The 26,440-nt window shown below is 55.2% G+C and carries 21 protein-coding genes and 4 tRNA genes; 7 read left to right on the top strand and 18 right to left on the bottom strand.

What is annotated here, in order from left to right:
- Window positions 1-245 precede the first annotated feature (245 nt).
- From hemC to ACW9E7_RS19580, 5 genes are all read left to right on the top strand, one after another.
- On the top strand, window positions 246-1,187 hold the full coding sequence (hemC, locus tag ACW9E7_RS19560; RefSeq protein ID WP_143345649.1) for a hydroxymethylbilane synthase: 942 nt from the start codon (window positions 246-248) through the stop codon (window positions 1,185-1,187).
- A complete protein-coding gene (gene hemD, locus ACW9E7_RS19565) occupies window positions 1,184-1,924 on the top strand; it encodes a uroporphyrinogen-III synthase (RefSeq protein ID WP_458728241.1) in 741 nt (246 codons plus the stop codon). The genes hemC and hemD overlap by 4 nt, the downstream gene beginning before the upstream one ends.
- Before the next feature lie 20 nt (window positions 1,925-1,944).
- On the top strand, window positions 1,945-3,141 hold the full coding sequence (hemX, locus tag ACW9E7_RS19570) for a uroporphyrinogen-III C-methyltransferase (protein ID WP_458728242.1): 1,197 nt from the start codon (window positions 1,945-1,947) through the stop codon (window positions 3,139-3,141).
- A 2-nt stretch (window positions 3,142-3,143) separates the two neighbouring features.
- The gene (gene hemY, locus ACW9E7_RS19575) at window positions 3,144-4,343 is read left to right on the top strand and encodes a protoheme IX biogenesis protein HemY (RefSeq protein WP_008501551.1); all 1,200 of its coding nucleotides are present in this window, start codon (window positions 3,144-3,146) and stop codon (window positions 4,341-4,343) included.
- Between the two features lie 172 nt (window positions 4,344-4,515).
- Window positions 4,516-5,727, top strand: a complete 1,212-nt coding sequence (locus ACW9E7_RS19580; RefSeq protein ID WP_458728243.1) for an MFS transporter — start codon at window positions 4,516-4,518, stop codon at window positions 5,725-5,727.
- A gap of 507 nt (window positions 5,728-6,234) precedes the next feature.
- On the opposite strand, the gene ACW9E7_RS19585 is transcribed toward ACW9E7_RS19580, so the two are convergent.
- The 17 genes from ACW9E7_RS19585 to trxA all read right to left on the bottom strand — a co-directional run bounded on the left by ACW9E7_RS19585 (window position 6,235) and on the right by trxA (window position 21,395).
- A tRNA-Pro gene (locus tag ACW9E7_RS19585) sits at window positions 6,235-6,311 on the bottom strand.
- Window positions 6,312-6,356: 45 nt separating this feature from the next.
- Window positions 6,357-6,442 (bottom strand) — tRNA-Leu (locus tag ACW9E7_RS19590).
- 22 nt (window positions 6,443-6,464) lie between these two features.
- Window positions 6,465-6,540 (bottom strand) — tRNA-His (locus tag ACW9E7_RS19595).
- Between the two features lie 67 nt (window positions 6,541-6,607).
- Window positions 6,608-6,684: transfer RNA gene (locus ACW9E7_RS19600), tRNA-Arg, on the bottom strand.
- Window positions 6,685-6,786: 102 nt separating this feature from the next.
- A complete protein-coding gene (gene thrP / locus ACW9E7_RS19605) occupies window positions 6,787-8,172 on the bottom strand; it encodes a bifunctional threonine/serine APC transporter ThrP (RefSeq protein ID WP_136196065.1) in 1,386 nt (461 codons plus the stop codon).
- A 197-nt stretch (window positions 8,173-8,369) separates the two neighbouring features.
- Window positions 8,370-9,110 carry a lipopolysaccharide N-acetylmannosaminouronosyltransferase gene (wecG, locus tag ACW9E7_RS19610; protein WP_111963523.1) on the bottom strand — a complete coding sequence of 247 codons (741 nt, stop codon included), beginning with the start codon at window positions 9,108-9,110 and terminating at the stop codon, window positions 8,370-8,372.
- A 12-nt stretch (window positions 9,111-9,122) separates the two neighbouring features.
- Window positions 9,123-10,475 (bottom strand): ECA oligosaccharide polymerase, encoded by a 1,353-nt coding sequence (wzyE, locus tag ACW9E7_RS19615; RefSeq protein WP_458728244.1) that lies wholly within the window; start codon window positions 10,473-10,475, stop codon window positions 9,123-9,125.
- Window positions 10,472-11,551, bottom strand: coding sequence for a TDP-N-acetylfucosamine:lipid II N-acetylfucosaminyltransferase (locus tag ACW9E7_RS19620; RefSeq protein ID WP_143345653.1), 1,080 nt, complete (start codon window positions 11,549-11,551; stop codon window positions 10,472-10,474). The genes wzyE and ACW9E7_RS19620 overlap by 4 nt, the downstream gene beginning before the upstream one ends.
- Window positions 11,548-12,798 carry a lipid III flippase WzxE gene (gene wzxE / locus ACW9E7_RS19625; protein WP_458728245.1) on the bottom strand — a complete coding sequence of 417 codons (1,251 nt, stop codon included), beginning with the start codon at window positions 12,796-12,798 and terminating at the stop codon, window positions 11,548-11,550. The genes ACW9E7_RS19620 and wzxE overlap by 4 nt, the downstream gene beginning before the upstream one ends.
- Window position 12,799: 1 nt before the next feature.
- Window positions 12,800-13,930, bottom strand: a complete 1,131-nt coding sequence (rffA, locus tag ACW9E7_RS19630; protein WP_274241262.1) for a dTDP-4-amino-4,6-dideoxygalactose transaminase — start codon at window positions 13,928-13,930, stop codon at window positions 12,800-12,802.
- 4 nt (window positions 13,931-13,934) lie between these two features.
- On the bottom strand, window positions 13,935-14,612 hold the full coding sequence (gene rffC, locus ACW9E7_RS19635; RefSeq protein ID WP_458728246.1) for a dTDP-4-amino-4,6-dideoxy-D-galactose acyltransferase: 678 nt from the start codon (window positions 14,610-14,612) through the stop codon (window positions 13,935-13,937).
- Window positions 14,609-15,871, bottom strand: coding sequence for a UDP-N-acetyl-D-mannosamine dehydrogenase (gene wecC / locus ACW9E7_RS19640; RefSeq protein ID WP_274241266.1), 1,263 nt, complete (start codon window positions 15,869-15,871; stop codon window positions 14,609-14,611). The genes rffC and wecC overlap by 4 nt, the downstream gene beginning before the upstream one ends.
- Entirely contained in the window at window positions 15,868-16,998 is a 1,131-nt protein-coding gene (wecB, locus tag ACW9E7_RS19645; protein WP_136196072.1) for a non-hydrolyzing UDP-N-acetylglucosamine 2-epimerase, read from the bottom strand. The genes wecC and wecB overlap by 4 nt, the downstream gene beginning before the upstream one ends.
- A 56-nt stretch (window positions 16,999-17,054) precedes the next feature.
- Window positions 17,055-18,101 (bottom strand): ECA polysaccharide chain length modulation protein, encoded by a 1,047-nt coding sequence (gene wzzE, locus ACW9E7_RS19650; RefSeq protein WP_458728247.1) that lies wholly within the window; start codon window positions 18,099-18,101, stop codon window positions 17,055-17,057.
- Between the two features lie 13 nt (window positions 18,102-18,114).
- Window positions 18,115-19,218: a UDP-N-acetylglucosamine--undecaprenyl-phosphate N-acetylglucosaminephosphotransferase gene (wecA, locus tag ACW9E7_RS19655; protein ID WP_111963514.1), complete on the bottom strand. Its 1,104-nt coding sequence runs from the start codon at window positions 19,216-19,218 to the stop codon at window positions 18,115-18,117.
- A 242-nt stretch (window positions 19,219-19,460) separates the two neighbouring features.
- Window positions 19,461-20,720 carry a transcription termination factor Rho gene (rho, locus tag ACW9E7_RS19660; protein ID WP_008501566.1) on the bottom strand — a complete coding sequence of 420 codons (1,260 nt, stop codon included), beginning with the start codon at window positions 20,718-20,720 and terminating at the stop codon, window positions 19,461-19,463.
- Window positions 20,721-21,065: 345 nt separating this feature from the next.
- Complete coding sequence (trxA, locus tag ACW9E7_RS19665; protein ID WP_006179218.1) at window positions 21,066-21,395, bottom strand: thioredoxin TrxA; 330 nt, start codon at window positions 21,393-21,395, stop codon at window positions 21,066-21,068.
- A gap of 144 nt (window positions 21,396-21,539) precedes the next feature.
- Here trxA and rhlB point away from each other — a divergent pair, with 144 nt between their 5' ends.
- Window positions 21,540-22,808 (top strand): ATP-dependent RNA helicase RhlB, encoded by a 1,269-nt coding sequence (rhlB, locus tag ACW9E7_RS19670; protein ID WP_111963512.1) that lies wholly within the window; start codon window positions 21,540-21,542, stop codon window positions 22,806-22,808.
- 6 nt (window positions 22,809-22,814) lie between these two features.
- Window positions 22,815-24,299, top strand: coding sequence for a guanosine-5'-triphosphate,3'-diphosphate diphosphatase (gene gppA / locus ACW9E7_RS19675; protein ID WP_021242833.1), 1,485 nt, complete (start codon window positions 22,815-22,817; stop codon window positions 24,297-24,299).
- A gap of 50 nt (window positions 24,300-24,349) precedes the next feature.
- Here gppA and rep read toward each other — a convergent pair whose 3' ends face one another.
- Window positions 24,350-26,374 (bottom strand): DNA helicase Rep, encoded by a 2,025-nt coding sequence (gene rep, locus ACW9E7_RS19680; RefSeq protein ID WP_115877002.1) that lies wholly within the window; start codon window positions 26,372-26,374, stop codon window positions 24,350-24,352.
- Window positions 26,375-26,440 lie beyond the last annotated feature (66 nt).

Below are 26,440 nucleotides of genomic sequence, written 5' to 3' on the forward strand. Positions count from 1 at the left end.
TCATTTTTGGTGGTACCGACGAAAAAATGGTCTAAAACGTGATCAATTTAACACCTTGCCGGTTGACCGTAAAGAAAGATGCGCTACATACAAGTGTAGCACCGTTCTGTACGTGTAAATTCCTGAATACGGCTCTGGCTGACGAATACGCCGCCTTGTCCCTCTCACGCTCATCAACCGTAAAACTGCCATCCCAGAGTCAACAATGTTAGGATGGTTAGCGATTGATAATGACGGTAACAAGCATGTTAGACAATGTTTTGAGAATTGCCACACGCCAAAGCCCTCTCGCGCTCTGGCAGGCACATTATGTGAAGCAGCGCCTGGAAGCCTGCCACAGTGGATTGCGCGTCGAGCTGGTGCCGATGGTCACACGCGGTGACGTGATCCTCGATACGCCCCTGGCGAAAGTGGGCGGCAAAGGCCTGTTTGTCAAAGAACTGGAACTGGCATTGCTTGAGAACCGCGCCGATATCGCCGTACATTCGATGAAAGACGTGCCCGTCGAGTTCCCGGAAGGGCTGGGACTGGTGACCATCTGCGAGCGCGAAGATCCGCGCGATGCGTTTGTCTCCAACCACTACGACTCGCTCGACGCGCTGCCGGAGGGTAGCGTGGTTGGCACGTCCAGTTTACGCCGTCAGTGTCAGCTGGCGGAGCGTCGTCCTGACCTGATCATCCGCTCACTGCGCGGTAACGTCGGCACGCGTCTGGGCAAGCTGGATAACGGCGATTACGATGCCATTATCCTCGCCGTTGCCGGTCTGAAGCGTCTGGGGCTGGAGTCGCGCATTCGCGTGGCGTTGCCGCCAGAGCTGTCGCTGCCGGCCGTGGGCCAGGGTGCAGTCGGCATCGAGTGCCGCCTGAACGATGCGCGTACCCGCGAACTGCTCGCACCGCTGAACCATGACGAGACCGCTACCCGCGTAAAAGCGGAACGGGCGATGAATACCCGCCTCGAAGGCGGGTGCCAGGTTCCAATTGGCAGCTATGCTGAATTGACGAATGGCGAACTGTGGCTGCGCGCGCTGGTGGGCGCCCCGGACGGTTCGCAGATGGTACGCGGCGAACGTCGCGGTAAAGCGCAAGATGCCGAGCAGCTTGGCGTGTCGCTGGCGGAAGAATTACTGGATAACGGCGCCCGCGAGATTCTGGCTGACGTTTACAACGGAGAACCCCCTGCATGAGTATTCTCGTCACCCGCCCTTCTCCCGCAGGAGAGCAGTTAGTGAGCCGTCTGCGCGCACTGGGGCAGGTGGCCTGGAGTTTTCCTCTCATTGAATTCTCCCCCGGTCGGGAGCTCTCTGCGCTCGCCGACCAGATGAATACCCTTCAGGACGGCGACCTGCTGTTTGCGCTGTCGCAACATGCGGTGGAATTTGCCCATGCGCAGCTGCAACAGCAGAGTTTGGCCTGGCCAGTTGCCCCCCGCTATTTCGCGATTGGCCGAACAACGGCACTGGCGCTGCATACAGTAAGCAGCGCGGACGTTCGTTACCCGTTAGATCGGGAAATCAGTGAAGTCTTGCTACAATTACCTGAATTACAAACTATTGCCGGAAAGCGTGCGCTCATTTTGCGCGGCAACGGTGGCCGCGAGCTGCTGGGTGAAACGCTGCGTGAACGCGGTGCCGACGTAACGTTCGTTGAGTGCTATCAGCGCTGTGCAAAACACTACGACGGCGCGGAAGAGGCGATGCGCTGGCACGCGCGCGGCATTAATACGCTGGTGGTCACCAGCGGTGAAATGTTACAACAGCTTTGGTCGCTGATACCGCTTTGGTATCGCGAAAACTGGTTACTCCGCTGTCGGCTTCTGGTCGTCAGTGAGCGTCTGGCGAACCAGGCCCGGGAACTGGGCTGGCAGGATATTCGGATCGCTGATAACGCCGACAACGATGCGCTGCTGCGCGCATTACAATAACTCTCAAATGGGAAGCCATAATGACGGAACACGACAAATCCTCCGCCGTGGTTGAAGAGACCAGGGAGACTGTGGAGACGACGCCACAGCCAGAGACGACTGAGAAAACCGCTGAGAAGAAAAACGGCAGCAACAAAACGAGCCTCGCGCTGAGCGCGATTGCCATCGCCATTGCGCTGGCTGCGGGGGTTGGCCTGTACGGGCTGGTGAAGCAACAGAGCGCTAACCAGACGTCCACCAGCGACGCGCTGGTGAATCAGCTCACTGCCCTGCAAAAAGAGCAGGAGACGCAGAAAACCGAGCTGGAAGCCGTGATTAAGCAGCAGGCCGCCGCGCTTGCCGAAGCGAACGGCAAACAGGAAGAGCTGACCAAACAGCTGGGTGAAGTACAGCAGAAAGTCGCCACGATTTCCGGCACTGATGCCAAAACCTGGCTGCTCTCGCAGGCCGACTTCCTGGTGAAGCTCGCCGGACGTAAGCTCTGGAGCGACCAGGACGTGACCACCGCCGCCGCACTGCTGAAAAGCGCCGATGCAAGCCTGGCCGACATGAACGATCCAAGCCTTATCACCGCTCGTCGCGCGATTACCGAAGACATCGCCAGCCTCTCCGCCGTCTCACAGGTGGATTACGATGGCATTATCCTTAAAGTGAATCAGCTTTCGAATCAGATTGATAACCTGCAGCTGGCGGATAACAACGACGACGACTCCCCGATGGATTCCGACGGTACCGAGCTTTCCAGTTCCCTGAGCGAATGGCGCATAAACCTGCAAAAAAGCTGGCAGAACTTTATGGACAGCTTTATCACGATCCGCCGTCGCGACGAAACTGCCGTACCGCTGCTCGCGCCGAACCAGGACATCTATCTGCGCGAGAACATTCGTTCCCGTCTGCTGGTGGCGGCCCAGGCCGTGCCGCGTCATCAGGAAGAGACCTATAAACAGGCGCTTGATAATGTCTCAACGTGGGTACGCGCCTACTACAACACCGATGATGCGACGACCACCGCCTTCCTCGAAGACATTGATAAGTTAAGCCAGCAGAACATCACCATGAACGTGCCGGACAAGCTGGCCAGCCAGCCGATTCTGGAGAAACTGATGCAGACGCGCGTACGCAATCTTCTGGCGCAGCCGGGTGTACCTGCAGAGCAGACGAGCGGAGCGGCACCTGCTCCGGCTGCTGCGCCTGAAAGCGCACCGCAAGGAGAGTAATGATGCTAAAAGTTCTCTTACTCTTCATCCTGCTGATCGCCGGGATCGTCCTCGGGCCTATGCTTGCGGGTCATCAGGGTTACGTCCTGATCCAGACCGATAACTACAACATTGAAACCAGCGTAACGGGTCTGACGATCATTCTGATCCTCGGCGTGGTGGTGCTGTTTGCGATCGAGTGGATCCTGCGCCGTATTTTCCGTACCGGTGCCCATACGCGCGGCTGGTTCGTTGGCCGTAAGCGCCGCCGCGCCCGTAAACAGACCGAGCAGGCGCTGCTTAAGCTCGCCGAGGGTGACTATCAGCAGGTTGAAAAGCTGATGTCGAAAAACGCCGACCACGCCGAACAGCCGGTAGTGAACTATCTGCTGGCGGCCGAAGCGGCGCAGCAGCGCGGTGATGAAGCCCGAGCTAATCAGCACCTGGAGCGGGCGGCTGAGCTGGCTCACGGCGACCCGATTCCGGTAGAAATTACGCGAGTTCGTCTGCAGCTGGCACGCAATGAGAATCACGCGGCTCGCCACGGTATCGACCGTCTCCTGGAAGTCGCGCCGCGTCATCCGGAAGTGCTGCGTCTTGCCGAGCAGGCCTATATTCGTACCGGCGCCTGGGGTTCACTGCTGGACATCATTCCGTCAATGGCGAAGGCCGAGGTGGGCGACGATGAACATCGTGACGAGCTTCAGCGTCTGGCGTGGATTGGCCTGATGGATCAGGCGCGCGCTGACCTGGGCAGCGACGGTCTGAAAACGTGGTGGAAGAATCAGAGCCGTAAAACGCGCCAGCAGGTTCCTCTGCAGGTGGCAATGGCGGAACACCTCATTGAGTGTGACGATCACGACACGGCTCAGGAGATCCTCCTCGACGGTCTGAAGCGTCAGTACGACGATCGTCTGGTGATGGTGATCCCGCGCCTGAAAACCAACAATCCTGAGCAAATAGAAAAAGTGCTGCGCCAGCAGATTAAAACCGTTGGTGACCGCCCGCTGCTGTGGAGCACGCTTGGCCAGTCATTGATGAAGCACGGCGAATGGCAGGAGGCAAGCCTCGCCTTTCGCGCGGCGCTGAAGCAGCGTCCGGATGCCTTCGACTACGCGTGGCTTGCCGATACGCTGGACAAGCAGCATAAGCCGGAAGAGGCGGCCGCGATGCGCCGTGATGGGCTGTTGCTGACGCTGCAAAATAACGGTACGCAGCAGTAATTCATCAGGAGGCCAGATGGCCTCCTTTTTTTATCGCATTTCTCCTGCTACATTCTTTACACCCGCATCCGCAAACGAACCCGCCAATGTAACGATGTCTTTTCATTAACTTTTTTTCACACACGCGCACTTTCTGCAGCGTGGACTAAATCGTTTTTGAAAGGAAATCGTCATGAACTCGCTTTTATATGCGCTTATTGAAGCGCTGCGCTACCACCGCTGGCTGCGCCTGCTTGCCTGTGCTTTTATCTTTTCTTCGCTGGGGAATGGCTTAACCCAGGTCGTGGTCTTCGGCTTGCTGTTAGCGTGGTCAGCTCCGCCCGCTCTGCTCACCCTTGCTTTTCTTTTCGCTACGATACCGGGATTTATCGGCAGTACGATCGGCGAAAAGCTGTGCTTACGCTGTTCTCCGATATCCCTGCTGATACTGACCGAAGGGCTGGGCCTGCTCGCCCTGCTCTTTCCCCTGCTTGGCGTGGGTTACCATAGCGTTGCCGCATTGCTCGCTGTGCAATCCACCGAGGCGCTGCTCAGCGGGATGAGCTGGCCCGCGCTGACGTTGCTCTTTAAGCGCGGGCTCAGCGAAGCAGAGTTGCCTGCTGCAACCTGTCTGGAAAATGTGATTTTTGCTTCTCAGGTATTATTAGGGACAGGCCTGGGCGTGGTGCTGTTCCAGAAGATATCCGTGTTTACCCTGCTGGCCATTGATGCCGCCAGCTTTCTCGGATCACTGCTCATGCTATGGCTGGCTGGACGCCGGTTTTCTCCGGCACCAGGCTCCACCGCTATGAAAAAAGGAGTTTCTGCAACATTACGCTGGCAGGCGTTGACCGTTCGGCAGAAACGCAGCCTGCTCATCCTGCCGTCGCTGGCGGCCGTTGGCTCACCGGCCATGGCGCTGCTTCCGGCCCTGGCCCAGCAAATCCATCCTCAGGATGCGGCGGGCCTTGCTCTGCCGCTGCTTTTCGCAAGGAGCATGGGACAGCTTTGCGGCCCCCTGTTGCTAAAAAAAGAGAGCCTGACGCGCGTTGCGGCTCATACCCCGCAAATAATCGTTTGCCTCAGCATCTTTCTGACCGCTTATGGCATGCTGCCGTTGTTGTCCGGGTGGACGGCATGCGCGCTGGGGATGATCTTTATTGCGCACCTGGCCTCGAATATTCTCTTCGCGGCCGGGACGTTTTGCTTACTCAGTAGTTTTCATCACACGCAAACCGCTTCGGCCAGCGGGAAAGCCTGGCGCTGGCAAACGCTCAGCGCCTCTCTTTTCACCGGCATTGCAGCTGCGGTGGCTTCAGGGTTTGGCTCAGTACAGGCGCTCTATGCTGTCTCTGCATCAGCCCTGCTAATGGTTGCCCTGCTGATGCGCTTGTATCGGGAATAAGGCATAAAAAAACGCCTGCTATAAAAGCAGGCGTTAAAACAGGTCTGTAAGACAACATATTTGGTGCTTCACTCAACGTTGTGTCCATGGTGTCTGATGAGGCCGAAGCGACATCTGTCAGTGGACGATAAGCACCGTAAATGGCTCTGCGTCATTCCTGAGTTTATGAGGCACTAAGGCGAACATAAGAGATGGAATGAGCATCTACACGCATATTATTGCACGTAACGTGCCAACATGACAGCCAGAACTTTTACATAACGCAACATTTTAAGATAAAAGGAAATTATGCTGTTAAGCACCGTTTTAAGCTCTACAACGTATCGGGAAAAGGCGGGCATATGTCGCCAGGAGGAGACAGCAAAACCCAGAAATAAATATTCATTTAACTTTCAATGTGTTGAATGTCTCTGGATTGCGACAATGAAAAAGGACGTTGTTGGGGAATGACTACAAGGATGAAGAATCTCAGAAAACAAAAAACCCCGCCGAAGCGGGGTTCAAAATTGGTCGGCGAGAGAGGATTCGAACCTCCGACCCACTGGTCCCAAACCAGTTGCGCTACCAAGCTGCGCTACTCGCCGATGTACTGCTTTTTGAATTTTTAGTTCAATTCATTTAAAAAGTCGTGGTGCGAGGGGGGGGACTCGAACCCCCACATCCAAAGGACACTAACACCTGAAGCTAGCGCGTCTACCAATTCCGCCACCTTCGCAATTCACAACTCTTTCAAATAATGGGGTGGCTAATGGGATTCGAACCCACGACAACTGGAATCACAATCCAGGGCTCTACCAACTGAGCTATAGCCACCACTGTATTCTTTCACGCGGTACTGACTACTTCTCAGACCACCGCAGCTCTAGCGCCGGGACTAAAATGGCGCGCCCGACAGGATTCGAACCTGAGACCTCTGCCTCCGGAGGGCAGCGCTCTATCCAGCTGAGCTACGGGCGCTTAGCGCCGTTGCGGGGCTGGATATTACGTACCTCCGTCCCCGCTGTCTAGTGCTTTTTTGAAAAAAATGCGCGTTTGGTTATGGTTTGCACATTTTGCCGCTTATTCCTCCACTTTCTGCGTGGTGGCACGGCGGCCCAGGCCAAAAAGCTTATATGCGGCCGTCACAGCCGCCAGGAAGATCACCCCGACAAACAGCGACATGCGGGTATCTTCATTAAAGTACATCCCGATTAATACGCAAATCAGGAACGCCATCGTCAAATAGTTCGCATACGGGAACAGAATTGAGCGGAACGGATGGCTTTCAATCGCTTTTTTATGCGCATGACGGAAACGCAGCTGGCTGATGAGGATAACAAACCACGGCACCATGCCCGGCAGCACGCTGGCGCTGTAGACGTAAACGAACACGCGCTGCGGGTTAGGAATAATGTAATTCAGGCAAGAGCCAATCAGCAGTATTGCAATGGAAACCGTCACACCCGCCACCGGCACGCCGGCACGTGAAACTTTACTCATCACCGCAGGCAGCTGGTTATTCTTCGAAAGCGCATAGAGCATACGCCCACAGCTGTACATCCCACTGTTACAGCCTGACAACGCTGCCGTCAGGACCACAAAGTTGATGATACCCGCCGCTGCCGTGATGCCAATTTTGGCAAAAGTTAAAACAAACGGGCTACCCGTCGTGCCAATTTCGTTCCACGGGAAGATGGTCACGATAACGAAGATCGCGCCCACATAGAAAATCAGAATACGCCACAGCACTTTGCCCACCGCGCTACGCAGCGTGACCTGCGGGTTTTTCGCTTCACCGGCGGTAATACCGATCAGCTCCACGCCCTGATACGAGGCCACAACGATACACAGCGCCGTCAGGAAGCCCTTCCAGCCGCCGGCAAAGAAGCCGCCGTTTTCGGTCAGATTGCCAAAGCCGATAGCGTGTCCACCGTTGCCAAAGCCGAAGAAAATCACGCCCAGGCCGACGACAATCATCACGATAATCGTGGTGACTTTGATCATCGCAAACCAGAACTCGATCTCACCGTAAAGACGCACGGCGGCCAGATTTGCCAGCGCCACCAGCCCCACGGCAATGAGCGCGGGTATCCACTGAGCCATATCCGGGAACCAGAACTGGACGTAGACCCCTATCGCGGTGATCTCTGAGATGCCCACCGCCATCCACATAAACCAGTATGACCAGGCCGTCAGGTAGCCGAAGAACGGGCTCATATAACGATGCGCGTAAACGGCGAAGGAGCCGGTTACCGGCTCCAGGAAAAGCATTTCGCCCATGGAACGCATGATGAAGAAAACAAACAGCCCGGCAATAATGTACGCCAGTAATACGGAAGGGCCTGCCCATTTGAGCGTGCTTGCAGAGCCCATAAACAGGCCCACGCCGATAGTGCCGCCCAGCGCTATCAGTTCAATATGACGAGCTTCCAGCCCACGCTGTAGCTCCGGTTTTTTCTCTGCCATAGATCCTCGATTGTGTTTGCTGTTTCCCGGCTTAATACCGGGTATTGTTTTTTAGGGGTACTAAAATACGGAGCGAATGGTTTCTTAAAATCTGCCAAATGGCAAACGATGCATTAAAAAAATGAATGCATTGCACAGATTATCAGCAGTTTTGCAGGCGAGTTGCAGCGCGAATAGCATATCGCGCTACATTTTGATTACATTTTACCGGTGTAATGCCAGGCGAGGTAGCGAAGCAGACGGATCTGTCGTTTAATGCGCGTCGGTTGCGATAGCAGACGGTACAGCCACTCCAGCCCCAGATTTTGCCAGACCTTGGGCGCACGCTTAACGTGGCCGGTAAAGACATCGTACGTACCGCCGACGCCCATGTAGAGGGCATCCGGACAGACCAGACGGCAGTCGCGCATCAGGATCTCCTGGCGCGGGGAGCCCATCGCCACGGTGACAATCTTTGCCCCGCTGTCACGAACGCGCTCAAAGAGCGTCTGCCGATCTTCCGGTTTGAAGTAACCATCCTGGCTGCCGACAATATTAACATTCCATTGACGACGCAGTTTCTCCTCAGTCTGGGCCAGTATCTCCGGCTTCCCGCCAATCAGGAACACGGGCGTGCCCTGTTCACCTGCGCGGGCCATAAGCTGCTCCCAGAGATCGGCCCCCGCCACGCGAGATACATTAGCGTCAGGATACTTTTTACGGATAGAGCGGACCACGCTGATCCCGTCCGCGTATTTAAATTCCGCCGCTTCAATCAGGCTTTTGACTTCCGCGTTATCCTCAACCGCCAGCATTTTTTCCGCGTTGATCGCCACCAGCGTACCGGATTTCATCTGGCCGTCGGCGAAAAGAAAGTCCAGCGCGTGCTGCATGTCGCGCCAGCCAATAAGCTGCAGGCCACGTAGCGCATAGCGCGGTGCAGAAATTTTATCAGTCATTACTATCCTTACTCAGACTTGCGACAGCGTTGTGCTGCCCTGCCGCTCGCGCCTGTGCACAAGCCCTGCGCTGTCAAACAGCCAGTACAGCAGTTTGGCCAGTAACAGGCAGAGGCCGAAAACAACCATGAAGAACACCACGCGCGAAACGAACGAGTCCAGCCCTTCGCGCGCCAGAACGATCATATTGAAAATGGCACCAAAGCAGAAACTGTGCAAAATGGCGGCCTTATAGCAGTTGGTCTCTTCGTTTCCACGCACGTAAAGCCAGTCGAACCACTTGATAATCAGCCCCACGGCAACCGCCCCGGGGAGAATGAACCACGCTCCTCCCATCACCACCAGGGAACCAATCAGCGTTGGCGAGATTGCCAGACCAGAATGGTTGTTCAGCACTTCCCAGGTAAAGTAATTTGCCGTGTTAAGCACCACGCCAGGCCGGTCCGGCCATAGCCAGGAAGGGATAAAGACGTAGAAGTCGCGAACAATCGGCGCCAGCCCCTGGAAATCAATCTTGTCATAGTTTTGCAGCAGCAACGCCAGGTTTTCCCACGGCGAGAAGGTATCGCGCGTCAGGTAAAGGAACGTGTAAAACGCCTCATCTCCCGCCACGTTCATTCCATAGCGCTTTAGCGCCAGCCAGAACATACCCACAATGCCAAACGCGCCTGCCGCAACCAGCATCCACAATGAGATCCAGCCGCGGATGATGCCGATAAACAGGAAGATCGCGAAGGCGATGATGATGTTCGCGCGCGTGCCGCCCACGATCATGTAGGTCAGGATGCCAAACGCGACGGTGCTAACCAGGAAGAACAGCCACGCTTTGCTGTCCTGGCGCAGAAAGAAGATCACCAGCATCGCCGGGATGAAGAAGTAGAAGAAACGCTTAAGCGCCACGCCCGAAACCTCGGCCGAAAAAATCTGGCTGTAGGAGTGGAGCTTAAACAGCAGGAATCCGTTATGCATGAAGAAGATGCCGACGCTGACCAGGGCGATGGTCATCAGCATCACCCACGTCAGGTGGGTCTCCACCCTATTCATGGTAAAGAGCGCCCGACGCGGGGCAGCTGTCTGCGCTGAACGCAGACGCGTTTTATAGGTGACGTAATAGACGGCATAGAAGCAGGTTGCCGCCAGAAGCGCCTGGAGCAGGATTTCCGGCGGCGCGACGCTCACGTCAAAACGGAAGACCAGAATGCTGGTTAGCGGGAAGCCGAAAAAGAAGGTCAGCAGAAACAGTAACGAGAAGAACACGTTAAAGTTGAAGCGCACCCGGCGGAATTCAAACCAGGTAAGCGTGGCGATAAACAGGGTGCTCAGAAGCCAGACAATCAGTAAGCCGCTGAATTGCAACTGACTCATACTTTGTCTCCTGAAGCGATACGCAGCGCGCGGTGCCACGGCGTGAGGTAATTCGGGCTGAAAAAATCAATGCTATTTTTATCCACCAGCGTGAGCTGGCGTTGGGCTTCCCGTACCACCTCGACGTTCAGCGTGTCTGAGGTAAACAGCACGGGAATATGCTGCTCGGCCATGTCCTGCCAGAACGGGTTCTCGCGGTTTAGCACGCACGGTACCCCCGCCTGAATCAGCAGACATAGGGTGCCAATCCCCTGCTGTCGGGCAAAGATGAAATAGCCGAGATCGCATTTTCTCAGCAGCGCGAGATATTCCTCAAATTCCAGCTTATCGCTGAGAATGTGCAGATTTTCTGCGCTAAACAGCGCAAGCCCCTGTCGGCGAACCTCATCTATGTAAGCGTCGTTATTGGCGGGATAGCCCATCGGCACCACCACGTTCACCGTGTCGCCGAACTGCTGATGCACCGCCCTGAGCGCCGCGACGTGTTCGTTACTACGATCGCCGGAATTCCCCACCAGGATCGTTAGTTTGCCTTCACGCACCGTGTCATTCGCCATGGCGTTAAGCGCCGGATCCATGCGGGTGGGGAAATAAAGCAACTCGCCGCGCACGTTGGGGTGCTGTTTAGCAAAATAGTTGAGATCGCCGCGGGTAGCAAAAACGCAGCCCACGCGCCCCTGCGCCATGCGGCGCAACGGATAGAAAAGACGGAATTTCCAGCCTCGGGAGACTTCGTAGAGATCGGCTCCCCAGATATGCCAGCTGCACTGGGAGGGTTTAATCCCCCCGCTGAGAAGCGCCAGCCATAGCCCGGTATTAAACTGTCCGTGGAAGAAGAATCGTTGCTCGCGGTCGGCTTTCGCTTTGGCAACAACCGCCTTCGCCAGCGTGGCCTTGTCCGGCCAGAAGCGAATCGTCAGCGCCGGAAACGCCTCGCTCAGGCCCTTATCCTGACCTGCAACCATAAACTCACGCGCATCTGGATTACCCGATGCCAGCTCGTCGTTGAAGAACCGCAAAACGGTCTGGTTATGGTGTGGGATGTCCGATCCCAGGATGTGAATCAGTGCAGTCATGCGCGTTTACGCCACAATAAAAATACGCCGCAACAGGCAGCGAAATAAACGATATAGGTTGCCATGTAAGCCTGAGCCGCCCCCAGCGCGCCGTGCATGGGTATCAGCCAGTGCGAAAATGCTGTCAGTAACGCAAACTGGCTAATTTCCGCCAGGATATACAGCCGCAGGGACGCTTTTGCAATCACCAGGTAGCCGAAAACGTATGCACCCACTTTCAGCACATCCCCCACCAGCTGCCAGGCAAAGAGATCGCGCATGGCGATGAATTTCGCCGAGAACAGCAGCCAGATGGCGACATCGCGCAGTAGCCAGACGGTAAAGCTGGCAGCCGCGACGGCCGGTAACACAAAACGCAGCGATCGGAAAATCTCGCGCGTTATTTCCTGTCTGGACGTCAGTCGCGATAAGGTTGGCAGCAGGTAAACGCTAAAGGAAGCCGTAATAAACTGGAGATAGGCGTCGGAAATACTGCTTACGCCCTGCCAGATCCCGACCTCATCCCAGCTATAATGCGCTGCCAGCAGGTTTCGCATCATCACGTAGGCCACCGGCAGCGTGACGGAGGTAATGAGCGCCATCAGGGTAAATTTACCCAGCTGGCTGGCAAGGACCTTGTCCCATTGCGGTTTCAGGTAGCTAAGAGGGATGACGCCCCGGCGCATCAGCATAAATGCCGCAGGCACAACCACCAGCGCCGGGACCAGCGCAAGCCCCAGCAGTGCGCCTTCATAGCCGCCCAGGCGATAGCAAAAGTAATAGGCAATCACGCCGATGACGCTGCCCAGGATTAACGCAAGCGCGTTTCCGGCAGCATCACGAAACCCTTTCATCAGCGCCAGCAGCAGGTTAGCCCAGGCAATCCCCATCTGAACCAATGCGACCAGACGCACCAGCCCCTGATAATGGGTGTGCCCGAACAATCCCTGGCTGATGGGTGCCGCCGCCAGCAGAAAGACAATCGCCATCAGGGTTGAAAAACCCGTGACCATAGCCGAAGAGGTGCCCACCACTCTGCGCAGCTGAGCCGCATCATCGTGATACTGCGCAACGTATTTGGTCACGCCGTTGAAGATACCGGCCCCGGCCAGCACACCAAGGACGGTGATAAGCTGACGGAAATTACCCGCCAGCCCCACACCAGCGGGGCCAAATGAGACGGCCAGCAGCTTGACGACCAGCAGCCCGGCGCCAATTTTTACAAGCGTGGACGCGGCGGTCCACACCGATGCTTTTGCCAGAGACATATCAGCCGAAATAACTCAGAAGGGTATTAATCACCGTACGCTGGTTAACGGGCGCGAGGTTGTAGAACAGTGGCAGGCGAAGCAAACGCTCACTTTCTTTAGTGGTGTAGCGGTCTTCACCCGCAAACGTGCCAAACGCTTCGCCGGCCGGACTGGAGTGCAGCGGGATATAGTGGAACACCGCCATAATTTCGGCCTCTTTCAGCCAGGCGATGAGCTCGCTGCGGTCCTCGTTATCGCGCAGCTTGATGTAGAACATATGCGCGTTGTGGACGCAATCTGCCGGGATGGTTGGCAGTTCAATACGCCCGGCTTTTGCCAGAGGCTCAAGCGCATCGTAATAGGTTTGCCACAGGGAAAGACGCTGAAGGTTGATACGCTCCGCCGCTTCCAGCTGCGCCCACAGGTACGCAGCCTGCAGATCCGCCATCAAATAGCTGGAGCCGATATCGCGCCAGGTGTATTTGTCTACCTGCCCCCGGAAGAACTGGCTGCGGTTAGTGCCTTTTTCGCGGATCACTTCTGCACGCTCCACGAGAGCCCGGTCGTTAATCAGCGTCGCACCACCTTCTCCACCCGCCGTGTAGTTTTTGGTTTCGTGGAAGCTAAAGCAGCCGATGTGGCCAATCGTGCCCAGCGCGCGTCCCTTGTAGGTGGACATCACACCCTGCGCGGCATCTTCCACCACAAACAGGTTATGTTTTTTGGCGATCGCCATGATGGTGTCCATTTCACAGGCCACGCCCGCGTAGTGAACCGGCACGATCGCGCGCGTTTTGTCAGTGATCGCCGCTTCAATCAACGTCTCATCAATGTTCATGGTATCCGGGCGGATATCCACAAAAACAATTTTCGCCCCGCGCAGGACAAAAGCGTTCGCGGTGGAAACGAAGGTATAGCTCGGCATAATCACTTCATCACCGGGCTGGATATCCAGCAACAGCGCCGCCATTTCCAGCGATGCCGTACAGGACGGGGTCAGCAGCACTTTGGCGCTGCGAAAACGCTGTTCCATCCACTGCTGACAGCGCCGGGTGAAACCGCCGTCACCACAGAGTTTTCCGCTGCCCATAGCAGACTGCATATAGTCGAGTTCAGTTCCGACAACGGGTGGTGCGTTAAATGGAATCATCTTGTCACCTGTATAACCAGTAGGCGGTGGCGTCGATGTTGGCACCACTCGCAATATAACGTTTAAGCGCGGCGGTGTTGCCCAGTTGGGTCGCTACCCGCAGCGTCACAAGCTGTTGCTGCTGCGCCCAGTGCAGCGCCGCCTGCATGAGTTTTTCACCCATGCCGCGCCCGGCTAATAAGCCAATACGCGCCTCGCGCTCGTTGAGCTTACGCAGCGAGACGAAGCCCTTGATTTGACCGTCTCCTGCACGGAAAACCAGGCAGACGTGGTCAAAGGTGCCTTTAACCGCATTCTCTACCCACTGGGCATAGAAACGCCCGCTATCGTCAGGTGCATACCAGGGCGCACGAAAGCGGCTCTGCGCAAACGCCTGGGCCGCCATCTGACGCAGGACGGGGATGTCCTTTTCCGTTGCCATTTCCGCACCGGGCACATCGTGCCGGGTGAGGGTTATGGAAAAGTCTACCTCACCTTCAACCAGCTGAAAGCTGTGTTGCTGGAGCGCGTCAAGCAGATCGGCTCGCTCTGCCGGGATCTTAGCCTGCACCCGTTGCCAGGCGGTAAAATCCGGTTCAGTCAGTACCGGCGCGTCATTGCTCAGACGCACGATGGCCGACGGCAGACTGAAAAAGGTACTCTCCCACTGCAGGGGCTCGAGTACCCCGTTCAGGCTGTTCAACGCCAGACACCTTTGGTATCAACTACATACTGCTGACGCACCGCATTAGCGGATGTCGCTTTAAACTCTTTGTGATCCACCAGCAGCACCAGCACGTCCGCCGTCGCAAGCGCTTCATCCAGCGCCGTCAGCGTGCAGTGCCCCGCCAGTTTTGTCGGCAATTCATGGATATTCGGCTCAACCACCAGCGTTTCCCCCTTGTGCCATCCGGCAATCATCTCAGCAATTTCCATCGCCGGGCTTTCACGCAGATCGTCAATGTTGGGTTTGAATGCCAGACCGAAACAGGCAATTTTCAGCTCGCTGGCGCGCTTGCCGCTCTCTGCCAGACAATCCGCTACCGTGGTTTTGACCTGATTGAGCACCCAGTGAGGTTTGCTGTCGTTCACTTCACGCGCGGTGCGAATCAGGCGCGCCTGCGCTGGATTCTGCGCCACGATAAACCACGGGTCGACGGCAATACAGTGTCCGCCCACCCCCGGGCCTGGCTGGAGAATATTCACACGCGGATGGCGATTCGCCAGGCTAATCAGCTCCCAGACGTTAATTCCCTGATCGGCGCAGATGAGTGAAAGTTCGTTCGCAAAGGCGATATTCACGTCACGGAAGCTGTTTTCCGTCAGCTTGCACATCTCGGCGGTGCGGGAGTTTGTCACCACGCACTCGCCTTCCAGGAAAATCTTATACAGCGCGCTGGCACGTTCGGAACAGACTGGCGTCATACCGCCAATGACGCGGTCGTTTTTAATCAGTTCGACCATGACCTGGCCCGGGAGTACGCGCTCCGGGCAGTAGGCGATGTTGATATCCGCCTGCTCGCCAACCTGCTGTGGGAAGCTCAGGTCTGGACGGGCCTCTGCCAGCCACTGCGACATCTGTTCAGTCGCCCCCACCGGAGACGTGGACTCGAGGATCACCAACGCCCCTTTTTTCAGCACAGGCGCGATTGATTTTGCCGCCGCCTCGACGAACGCCATGTCGGGCTCGTGGTCGCCTTTAAAGGGGGTTGGGACTGCAATTAGATAGGCATCCGCTTCAACGGGCGTCGTGCTGGCATGCAGGAAGCCTCCTTCCACCGCCTCTTTCACCACACGATCCAGATCGGGTTCCACAATATGAATTTCGCCACGGTTAATGGTTTCTACCGCGCGGGCGTTAATATCCACACCGACAACCTGTTTTTGACGAGAGGCAAACGCGGCCGCAGTAGGCAAGCCAATGTAGCCAAGACCAATGACAGAGATGGTAGTAAAACTCATAGCGATACCCGATTGTGTTTAAGTGCATGCAAAATACGGCCACAAGCCTGCCCGTCTCCATACGGATTATGGGCCCGGCTCATCGCCTGATACGCTTCATCGTCATGCAGCAGGCGCGTGACCTCTTCGACGATGAGCTGCGCGTTGGTGCCGACCAGACGCACCGTACCGGCTTTGACGGCTTCCGGACGTTCGGTCGTTTCACGCATCACCAGTACCGGCTTGCCGAGAGAGGGCGCTTCTTCCTGAATGCCGCCGGAATCGGTGAGGATCAGCCAGGCGTGATTCATTAGCCAGACAAACGGCATGTAGTCCTGCGGTTCAATCAGTAGAACATTGTCGACATGGCCCAGAATGCGATTAACCGGCTCGCTGACGTTAGGATTGAGATGGACCGGATAGACAATTTGCACATCGTCATTTTGCGCAGCGATTTCAGCCAGCGCGTGACAGATTTGCTCAAAACCCCGGCCAAAGCTTTCGCGACGGTGGCCGGTGACCAGGATGGTTTTTTTGCCGTTGTGCAGGAATGGATAGCGGGCAGCGAGGTCTTCCTGAAGATCGCTATTTGCCAGAACGCGGTCACGCACCCAAATTAACGCATCAATGACCGTATTGCCGGTCACAAAGATTTTGTTATCGGCGATATTTTCACGCAGCAGGTTCTGACGAGAATTTTCCGTTGGCGCAAAGTGGTACATCGCCAGATGGCCCGTTAACGTGCGGTTGGCCTCCTCCGGCCACGGCGAATAAAGATTGCCGGTACGCAAACCCGCCTCAACATGCCCCACAGGAATTCGCTGGTAAAACGCGGCCAGGCTTGTCGCCACGGTAGTGGTGGTGTCACCGTGTACCAGCACCACGTCAGGCTTGAATGACTCCAGGATCGGCTTAAGCTCTTGCAGAATGCGACAGGTTATCTCCGTTAAACCTTGCCCCGGTTTCATAATATTGAGGTCGTAATCCGGGACGATGGAAAAGAGCGTTAAGACCTGGTCGAGCATCTCACGGTGCTGGGCCGTGACGCAGACTTTTGCTTCAATATCCGGATCGCTGGCCAGCGCATGAACCAGAGGTGCCATCTTAATGGCCTCCGGCCTGGTGCCAAATACGGTTAGTACTTTCACATCGATTCTCTTCGATTAGGCGATGAAGGCCGCAGCCTTCATCGTAGACGGCGTTCTTAGTTTTTGCGATGACGCGTTAACGCCACGCCAGCGCCCGTCAGTGCGCCTACAATCCCCCACATAATCATCAGGAATGCACGACGCGGACTATCGCGTTTTACAGGTTCTTCAGGCGTTCGCAAATAACGATAGGTCTGAAAACGCGGGTCCAGAGAAGGACCTACATTAAGCGTGTTGAGCATCGCGCGATTTTGATCGTAATCGAGGTCAAAATCAGGACCGACGGCCTGGAGGTTTTCCAGGCGCGCCTGCAGCATGGGGCGGCCAAGGAGGAACATCTCTGAATCAGGCAGCTCATCAGCCGGCACGTCCGTCTCAGTGCGGGAAATATTGTGCTGTTCCGCAATTTTCAGCGCCTGCTCAATATTATGAACACGACGAGCGAAAATGGCTTTAGCCACCTCTTCCTGACGTTTCACCTGTGCTTTCATCTGGATTGTACGAGCCGCCCAGGCGCCTTTAAGCTCTTCGTTAAGATGGCTTGCGGCACGCTGGCTGGCAAACGCGACATACTGACGCAACAGGTTGTTAGCATCCGGCGCGGTTTCTGCAATCAGTTTGACGCTGTCGTTCACGTTACGCAGCGCATCGCCCGGCATAAACTGAATATTGTTAATCAGATCGTCCAGCAGAGCGGCATCGGCTTTAGTGTTATCAACCCGACGCTGCTTGTAATAATCCGTCTGAGACCAGAAGTCGCGGCGCGTATCCCACGAAGCCAGTTGCATCACAAACTCTTTATAAGCCTCATCCATAACGGAGACCTGATCTGGCGTGGCGAGGTTGGCTTTGATATCCAGGTTTCGCAGGAATTGCTGCTGGGAATAGTATCCCCCAAGCATGTTAACCGTTGGTTTGTCCGTGATTGCCGTGGAACTCCATTCTTGTTTTGCAAAGAACGTATAGGCCAGCGCTAACAGTGCAAAACCCAGCGCGATCCCCGCAATCCAAAGTTTGCCTGCCCATAACACGCGAAACAAACCCCGAATATCCAGTTCATTCTCAGTTACCACTGATTTCGCTCCCGCCAACGGTTGAGTCATCATAGTCCCGGTTTTACTTAGTTAATGTTGTGTTTTTGCCACTGTTACGACGCATCCGGCGTTTAATACGTTTTATGAACCGCGCTACTTTCCATGCGCGCTTGATGCAGTAGCCGTACAGGAAAAATGCTAGCAAGAATAATGCCAACATAACCCACTCAGGAATGATATGAGAATATTCTGCAGCTACGCCAATTGCGGCCAAAATAGCAGCGGCCAGAGTAATCAGCACAAACGCCTGACGAGAAGTAAAACCCGCACGCATGATGAGATGATGAATGTGTTGGCGGTCTGGAGAGAAAGGACTCATCCCTTTGCGCAGGCGGCGATACATAATCGCCACCATATCCATCAATGGAATGGCAATAATCCAAAGCGCGGTTACCGGACTTATCGGGTGGGTTTGACCCTGCGTGGTTTCAAGCAGGATCCAGATAACCGTAAAACCAATCAGCGTACTGCCCGCGTCTCCCATAAAGACTTTATAGCGACGGCCCAGCACGCCGAGGTTTAAGAGGATATAAGGCAGAATGGCGGCAATCATGGCAAAACACCACATTGCCAGGCTGTACTGGCCATCAAACCATAAGATAATGCCAATAGCGGCGAAAGAAACGGATGACAATCCACCGAGCAGGCCGTCAATGCCGTCCACCATGTTGAAAGCATTGATTGCCGCCCAGACGGCAAAGAGCGTCAGGAAGAAGCCAAATGGACCCAGAACTAACTCCCACGGGCCAAACACATAGCCGAGGCTACGCAGATACAGTCCGCCGACAACCATCATCACCACGCCAATGGCCGCCTGAACGGTGGCGCGTATTTTCACCGCGATATCGAAGCGGTCATCAAGAGCCCCGACTAACACCAGGACACCGGCGCAGGCAATATAGAGGGCGGCATGCGGGATATAATAGTCAGCAATACCAAACGTGAAGCAAATCCCTGCGTAAACAGAAATCCCGCCGACTAAAGGAATAAGTCCCTGATGGCGTTTACGAAAATTAGGCTTATCCACCAACCCTATTCGTTTTGCCACCTTGCGCGCAATGAACAAAAAACAGGTTGTGAATAAAAAAATACTGATCAGTTCAGTAACGGCGGTGAATAGATTCACAATGGATTGCTCTCAACAAATGTTAGTCCCGGAAGTATAACCATGAAGCCACAGCCTCAGAAGTAATAAAGATGGCTTCTTACAACTCCCTTTGTATATTTTTCAATCAATTATTTCTTTGGCTGCAGAAACGGCCCTATTGTCGCACCGACCGGTCAAAATTGGGAGTAGATGGTACTAGCGTATAGTCCATAAAAGAAAAACGCCACGTAAAAACGTGGCGTTTGCTGGCTTTATTTGCGTTACGAGCGTTTCATCATGTCAAAGAAATCGTCGTTGGTTTTGGTCATCGCCAGTTTGTTAATGAGGAACTCCATTGCGTCGATTTCACCCATTGGATGGATGATTTTACGCAGGATCCACATTTTCTGCAGCTCTTCCTGGGTGGTGAGCAGCTCTTCTTTACGAGTACCGGAACGGTTGTAGTCGATAGCCGGGAAGACGCGTTTTTCAGCGATTTTACGAGAAAGATGCAGTTCCATGTTGCCTGTACCTTTAAATTCTTCGTAAATCACTTCGTCCATTTTAGAACCGGTATCGATCAGCGCCGTCGCGATGATGGTCAGGCTGCCGCCCTCTTCCACGTTACGTGCTGCACCGAAGAAGCGTTTTGGGCGATGCAGGGCGTTAGCATCCACACCACCGGTCAGGACTTTACCGGACGCTGGCACCACGGTGTTGTAGGCACGCGCCAGACGAGTGATGGAGTCGAGCAGGATGATCACGTCTTTCTTGTGCTCAACCAGGCGTTTCGCCTTTTCAATAACCATTTCCGCTACCTGAACATGGCGAGATGCCGGTTCGTCGAAGGTAGAAGCAACCACTTCACCTTTAACCAGACGCTGCATCTCGGTCACTTCTTCCGGACGTTCGTCAATCAGCAGCACCATCAGCACGCAGTCTGGGTGGTTATAGGCGATGCTCTGAGCGATGTTCTGCAGCAGCATGGTTTTACCCGCTTTTGGCGGCGCCACAATCAGACCACGCTGGCCACGACCAATTGGTGATGCCAGATCCAGTACACGCGCGGTTAAGTCTTCAGTAGAACCGTTACCACGCTCCATGCGCAGGCGAGAGTTCGCGTGCAGCGGCGTTAAGTTCTCAAAGAGGATCTTATTACGCGAGTTTTCCGGTTTGTCGAAGTTAACTTCATTGACTTTCAACAGCGCAAAGTAGCGTTCACCCTCTTTAGGAGGACGAATCTTACCTGAAATGGTGTCACCAGTGCGGAGGTTGAAACGGCGGATTTGGCTGGGGGATACGTAGATGTCGTCAGGGCCGGCGAGGTAGGAGCTGTCTGCAGAGCGGAGGAAACCAAATCCGTCTTGCAATATCTCCAGCACACCGTCGCCAAAGATATCTTCGCCACTCTTAGCGTGCTGCTTCAGGATGGCGAAAATGATGTCCTGCTTGCGCATACGAGCCTGGTTTTCCAGCCCCATATTTTCGCCGAGAGTGATCAGCTCAGAAACCGGCGTATTCTTTAATTCGGTAAGATTCATAATGGTGTGGGTTCTTAAACTCGGGGTGATTCTCGAACTTAATGTTGTGAATGGTATGGCAGGGTCATCCATGCCTGTTTAGCGGCCATCAACTCATGTCTGTTCGCTGTCTGGTCACAGGGAAAGAACGCAGAACTGAAACGACAAGACGGATTGAGCGACAAGCCCGGAATTTAGCCACTTCACGCACTGTTCATGTCAACAACGGGAAGTATCGGGTAAAACAAGATTCAAACAACAAGATATGTTTAAAACGAAGTCATAGCTAACTTAGCACGACTTCAGCCGGGCGTCCAGAGTTCCACATCATTTAGGCGGGAGCTCTGAACGCACAGCGGAGAAACCTTACGCCAGGTTAGCGTCCAGGAACTCTTTCAGTTGACCTTTGGACAGCGCACCCACTTTGGTCGCTGCCACTTCGCCGTTTTTGAACAGCAGAAGGGTTGGGATGCCACGGATACCGTATTTTGGTGCGGTGCCCGGGTTCTGGTCGATGTTCAGCTTGGCAACGGTCAGTTTGCCCTGATATTCGTCGGCGATCTCATCCAGAATCGGGGCGATCATTTTGCAAGGACCACACCATTCAGCCCAGAAATCGACGAGGATCAGCCCGTCAGCCTTAAGTACGTCCGTGTCAAAACTGTCGTCAGTCAGGTGAATAATTTTATCGCTCATATATAACTCCACAGGAATAAGCCTGGTACGTTGGTTTTGTCTCCACCAACGACGTGTTGATGTCGCATTAACCAACTAAAGGTTGACTTTATTTCACCGGATACGCTTTCGTAAAGCAATAGTAAGCTGATATTCTACCACACTATGAGCAAAACACATTTAACAGAACAGAAGTTTTCCGACTTCGCGCTGCACCCGAAGGTGATTGAAGCCCTTGAAAATAAAGGGTTTCATAACTGCACGCCCATTCAGGCCCTCGCGCTGCCGCTGACGCTGGCCGGTCGCGATGTTGCCGGGCAGGCGCAAACCGGTACCGGCAAAACGATGGCGTTTTTAACGTCAACGTTTCATTATTTACTTTCTCACCCAGCGATTGCAGACCGCAAAGTTAACCAGCCGCGCGCGCTAATTATGGCCCCGACGCGAGAACTGGCGGTACAGATCCACGCAGACGCTGAACCCCTGGCGCAGGCTACGGGCCTGAAGATTGGCCTGGCCTACGGCGGCGACGGCTACGATAAACAGCTGAAAGTGCTCGAAAGCGGTGTGGATATCCTGATCGGTACCACCGGCCGTCTTATTGATTACGCCAAACAGAACCACATTAACCTCGGTGCCATCCAGGTTGTGGTGCTCGATGAAGCAGACCGCATGTACGATCTCGGCTTCATTAAAGACATTCGCTGGCTGTTCCGCCGTATGCCTCCGGCCAATCAGCGTCTGAATATGCTGTTCTCTGCAACCCTCTCATACCGCGTACGCGAACTGGCGTTCGAACAGATGAACAACGCCGAATATGTTGAAGTGGAACCTGAGCAGAAAACGGGTCACCGCATTAAAGAAGAGCTCTTCTATCCTTCCAATGAAGAGAAAATGCGTCTGCTGCAAACGCTAATTGAAGAAGAGTGGCCAGATCGCGCCATCATCTTTGCGAACACCAAACATCGTTGTGAAGACATCTGGGGCCATCTGGCTGCAGACGGTCACCGTGTTGGCCTGTTGACCGGCGACGTCGCACAGAAAAAACGCCTGCGTATTTTGGAAGAGTTCACCCGTGGCGATCTCGATATTCTGGTCGCAACCGACGTGGCGGCACGTGGTTTACACATTCCAGCCGTGACGCATGTCTTTAACTACGATCTGCCAGACGACTGCGAAGACTACGTACACCGTATCGGTCGTACCGGTCGCGCGGGCGCAAGCGGACACTCTATTAGCCTTGCATGTGAAGAGTATGCGCTGAATCTCCCAGCCATTGAGACTTATATCGGTCACTCTATCCCGCAGAGCAAATACAATCCGGAAGCGCTGTTAAGCGAACTGCCGCCGCCTAAGCGTCTAACCCGCCCACGCTCCGGCAATGGTCCGCGTCGTTCAGGCGGCGCACCGCGTAATCGTCGTCGTTCAGGTTAAGAAAATATGCTCAGCTCCACCTCGCTTTATGCGGCAATTGATCTCGGTTCGAATAGTTTTCATATGCTGGTTGTGCGCGAGGTGGCGGGAAGCATACAAACGCTGACGCGCATCAAGCGCAAGGTCCGCCTCGCGGCGGGCCTGAGCAGCGATAACCACCTCTCACCTGAAGCCATGGAACGTGGCTGGCAGTGTCTGCGACTCTTTGCCGAGCGTCTGCAGGATATCCCGCATGCCCAAATCACCGTCGTCGCCACTGCGACACTTCGCCTGGCGGTGAACGCCGTGGATTTTATTGCCAGAGCGCAGGAAATTCTCGGTTGCCCGGTTCAGGTTATCAGCGGTGAAGAAGAAGCTCGTCTGATTTATCAGGGAGTTGCACACACCACGGGGGGTGACGATCGCCGCCTAGTGGTGGATATCGGCGGTGCCAGTACCGAGCTTGTGACCGGCACCGGCGCGCAGGCAACGTCGCTGTTCAGCCTCTCGATGGGCTGCGTGACCTGGCTTGAGCGCTACTTTACCGATCGTAATCTGGGTAAAGAGAACTTCGACGAGGCGGAAAACGCCGCGCGCGAGGTATTACGCCCGGTCATGGATGAACTGCGCTATCACGGCTGGAAAGTCTGCGTGGGTGCGTCCGGGACCGTGCAGGCCCTGCAGGAAATCATGATGGCGCAGGGAATGGACGAGCGGATTACGCTTGCTAAGCTTCAGCAGTTGAAACAGCGCGCCATTCAGTGCGGACGCCTGGAAGAGCTGGAAATTGAAGGCCTGACGCTTGAACGCGCGCTGGTCTTCCCGAGCGGGCTGGCCATTCTTATCGCTATTTTCACCGAGCTGAACATCCAGTGTATGACCCTGGCCGGCGGTGCGCTGCGTGAAGGCCTGGTCTACGGGATGCTGCATCTGTCGGTCGATCAGGATATCCGCAGCCGTACCCTGCGCAACGTGCAGCGTCGTTTTCTGGTTGATATCGATCAGGCAGGACGCGTATCGCAGCTGGCGTCACGCTTCGCCGATCAGGTTGCTAACGTCTGGGATCTTGATCACCTGAGCCGGGATTTACTCCTGAGCGCGTGCGCGCTACATGAAGTAGGGCTGAGCATTGATTTTAAGCAGGCACCGGCTCACGCAGCGTATCTGGTCCGCAACCTTGATTTACCGGGCTACACGCCCGCGCAGAAAAAATTGCTGGCAACGCTGCTGCTGAACCAGACCAATGCAGTCGACCTCTCCTCTTTGCATCAGCAAAACGCCGTACCGCCGCGCGTGGCCGAGCATCTCTGCCGCCTGCTGCGTCTGGCGATCCTGTTTGCCAGCCGCCGTCGCGATGATTTGCTGCCAGCCATTAATCTTGTGGCCGATGACGAGAAGCTTTCGCTGACGCTGCCGGAAAACTGGATTGAACGTCACCCGTTAGGGGCCGAGATGATCGAGCAGGAGTGCCAGTGGCAGAGCTATGTGCACTGGGTGCTGGAAGTAAAGTAATACGCTGAAGATTGCCGGGTGGCGGCTTCGCCTTACCCGGCTACTCATCATTACCCTTTCTCTTTGGCTTTAGCCAGCATGGCGCGAATGTTCGCCACGTTAGCCTGCCCCTTGTGCATCCGCTCTTCCGCGGTAATCACTTTGCGCTCCTGTTCCCAAATCAGGTCATCCTGCGGCAGCTCCAGCAGGAAACGACTCGGCTCCGGGCGGACGAGTTCGCCATACTGGCGGCGCTCTTTACACAGCGTGAACGTTAGCTCTTTCTGCGCGCGGGTGATCCCCACGTAGGCCAGGCGGCGCTCCTCATCGACGTTATCTTCATCAATGCTGCTCTGGTGCGGCAACAATCCCTCTTCCATACCAACCAGATAGACATACGGGAACTCCAGCCCTTTTGACGCATGCAGCGTCATGAGCTGAACCTGATCGGCCTCTTCTTCGCTCTCGCCGCGCTCCATCATGTCGCGCAGGGTAAAGCGGGTGACGACCTGCGTCAGGGTCATAGGCTCGTCGATTTCAGAGCCCTCCAGCATTTCGGTCATCCAGCTGAAAAGCTGGTTAACGTTCTTCATGCGCATCTCAGCCGCCTTCGGGCTGGCTGAGGTTTCATACAGCCAGGACTCATAGTCGATGCCGTGAATGAGATCGCGCACTGCAGCCACCGGCTCGCGCTCCGCGAGACGCTGTACTTCGCCGAGCCAGTGGGTGAAGCGGGTTAACGAGTCATACCCGCGTCCGGTTAACGTCTGGCTCAGCCCCATGTCGAAGCTGGCGGTAAACATACTTTTGTTGCGGGTCATCGCCCACTCGCCGAGCTTTTGCAGCGTCGCCGGGCCTATCTCGCGTTTTGGCGTATTCACGATACGCAGAAACGCGCTGTCGTCATCCGGGTTAGTGAGCACGCGCAGATAAGCCAGCAGGTCTTTGATTTCTGGTCGTGAGAAGAACGACGTGCCGCCCGAAATTTTGTACGGAATGCGGTTCTGCATCAGCATCTTTTCAAAGACGCGCGACTGGTGGTTACCGCGATAGAGGATCGCGTAATCCTTATATTCGGTTTTGTTGACGAAGTGGTGAGCGATGAGTTCTCCCGTGACTCGCTCCGCTTCATGATCCTCATTGTTGGCGCTGAGCACTTTCAGCTCCGTTCCGTAGCCCAGTTCGGAGAAGAGACGCTTCTCGAATACGTGCGGGTTATTGGCAATCAGGATGTTTGCCGCCTTCAGGATACGACCGGAGGAGCGGTAGTTTTGCTCGAGCTTAATCACCTGCAGCGCCGGGAAATCTTTGCTCAGCAGCACCAGGTTTTGTGGACGCGCGCCGCGCCAGGAGTAAATTGACTGATCGTCGTCGCCTACCACGGTGAAACGCGCCCGATTCCCCACCAGCAGCTTCACCAGCTCGTACTGACTGGTGTTGGTGTCCTGATATTCATCCACCAGCAGGTAGCGGATTTTATTCTGCCAGCGCTCGCGCACCTCTTCATTGCGCTGCAGCAGCAGCGTGGGCAGCAGGATCAGGTCGTCAAAGTCCAGCACGTTGCACGCTTTCATATGCGCATCGTACAGACCGTAGCAGTGGGCGAAGATCCGATCCCGTTCGCCTTTGGCGATCGCCGCGGCCTGGGCCGGCGTCATCAGATCGTTTTTCCAGTTCGAGATCGTCGAGATCAGCTGCTGCAACAGCACTTTGTCATCTTCGATCAGCCCCTCGGTGAGCTCTTTGAGCAACGCCACCTGGTCGGTGTCATCGAAGAGGGAGAAGTTGGACTTCATTCCCAGCGCCGCATACTCGCGTTTGATGATATCCAGCCCCAGCGTGTGGAAGGTGGAGATCATCAGGCCACGCGCTTCTTTACGGCCAAGCGTCTGACCGACGCGCTCTTTCATCTCACGCGCCGCTTTATTGGTAAAGGTGACCGCCGCAATGTGTCGCGCCTGATACCCGCAGTTGCGGATCAGATGGGCGATCTTGTTGGTGATCACACGGGTTTTACCCGAACCGGCCCCTGCCAGCACCAGGCATGGTCCAGTAACGAATTCGACCGCTTGTTGTTGTCCAGGGTTTAAACGCATGGGAGTGTTGCTCAATCTTCGAACGGGGTGTGGATTGTAGCAGAAAGCCGGGCGCAGATTTACCGG

Source organism: Enterobacter sp. H2G27, from assembly GCF_054403075.1.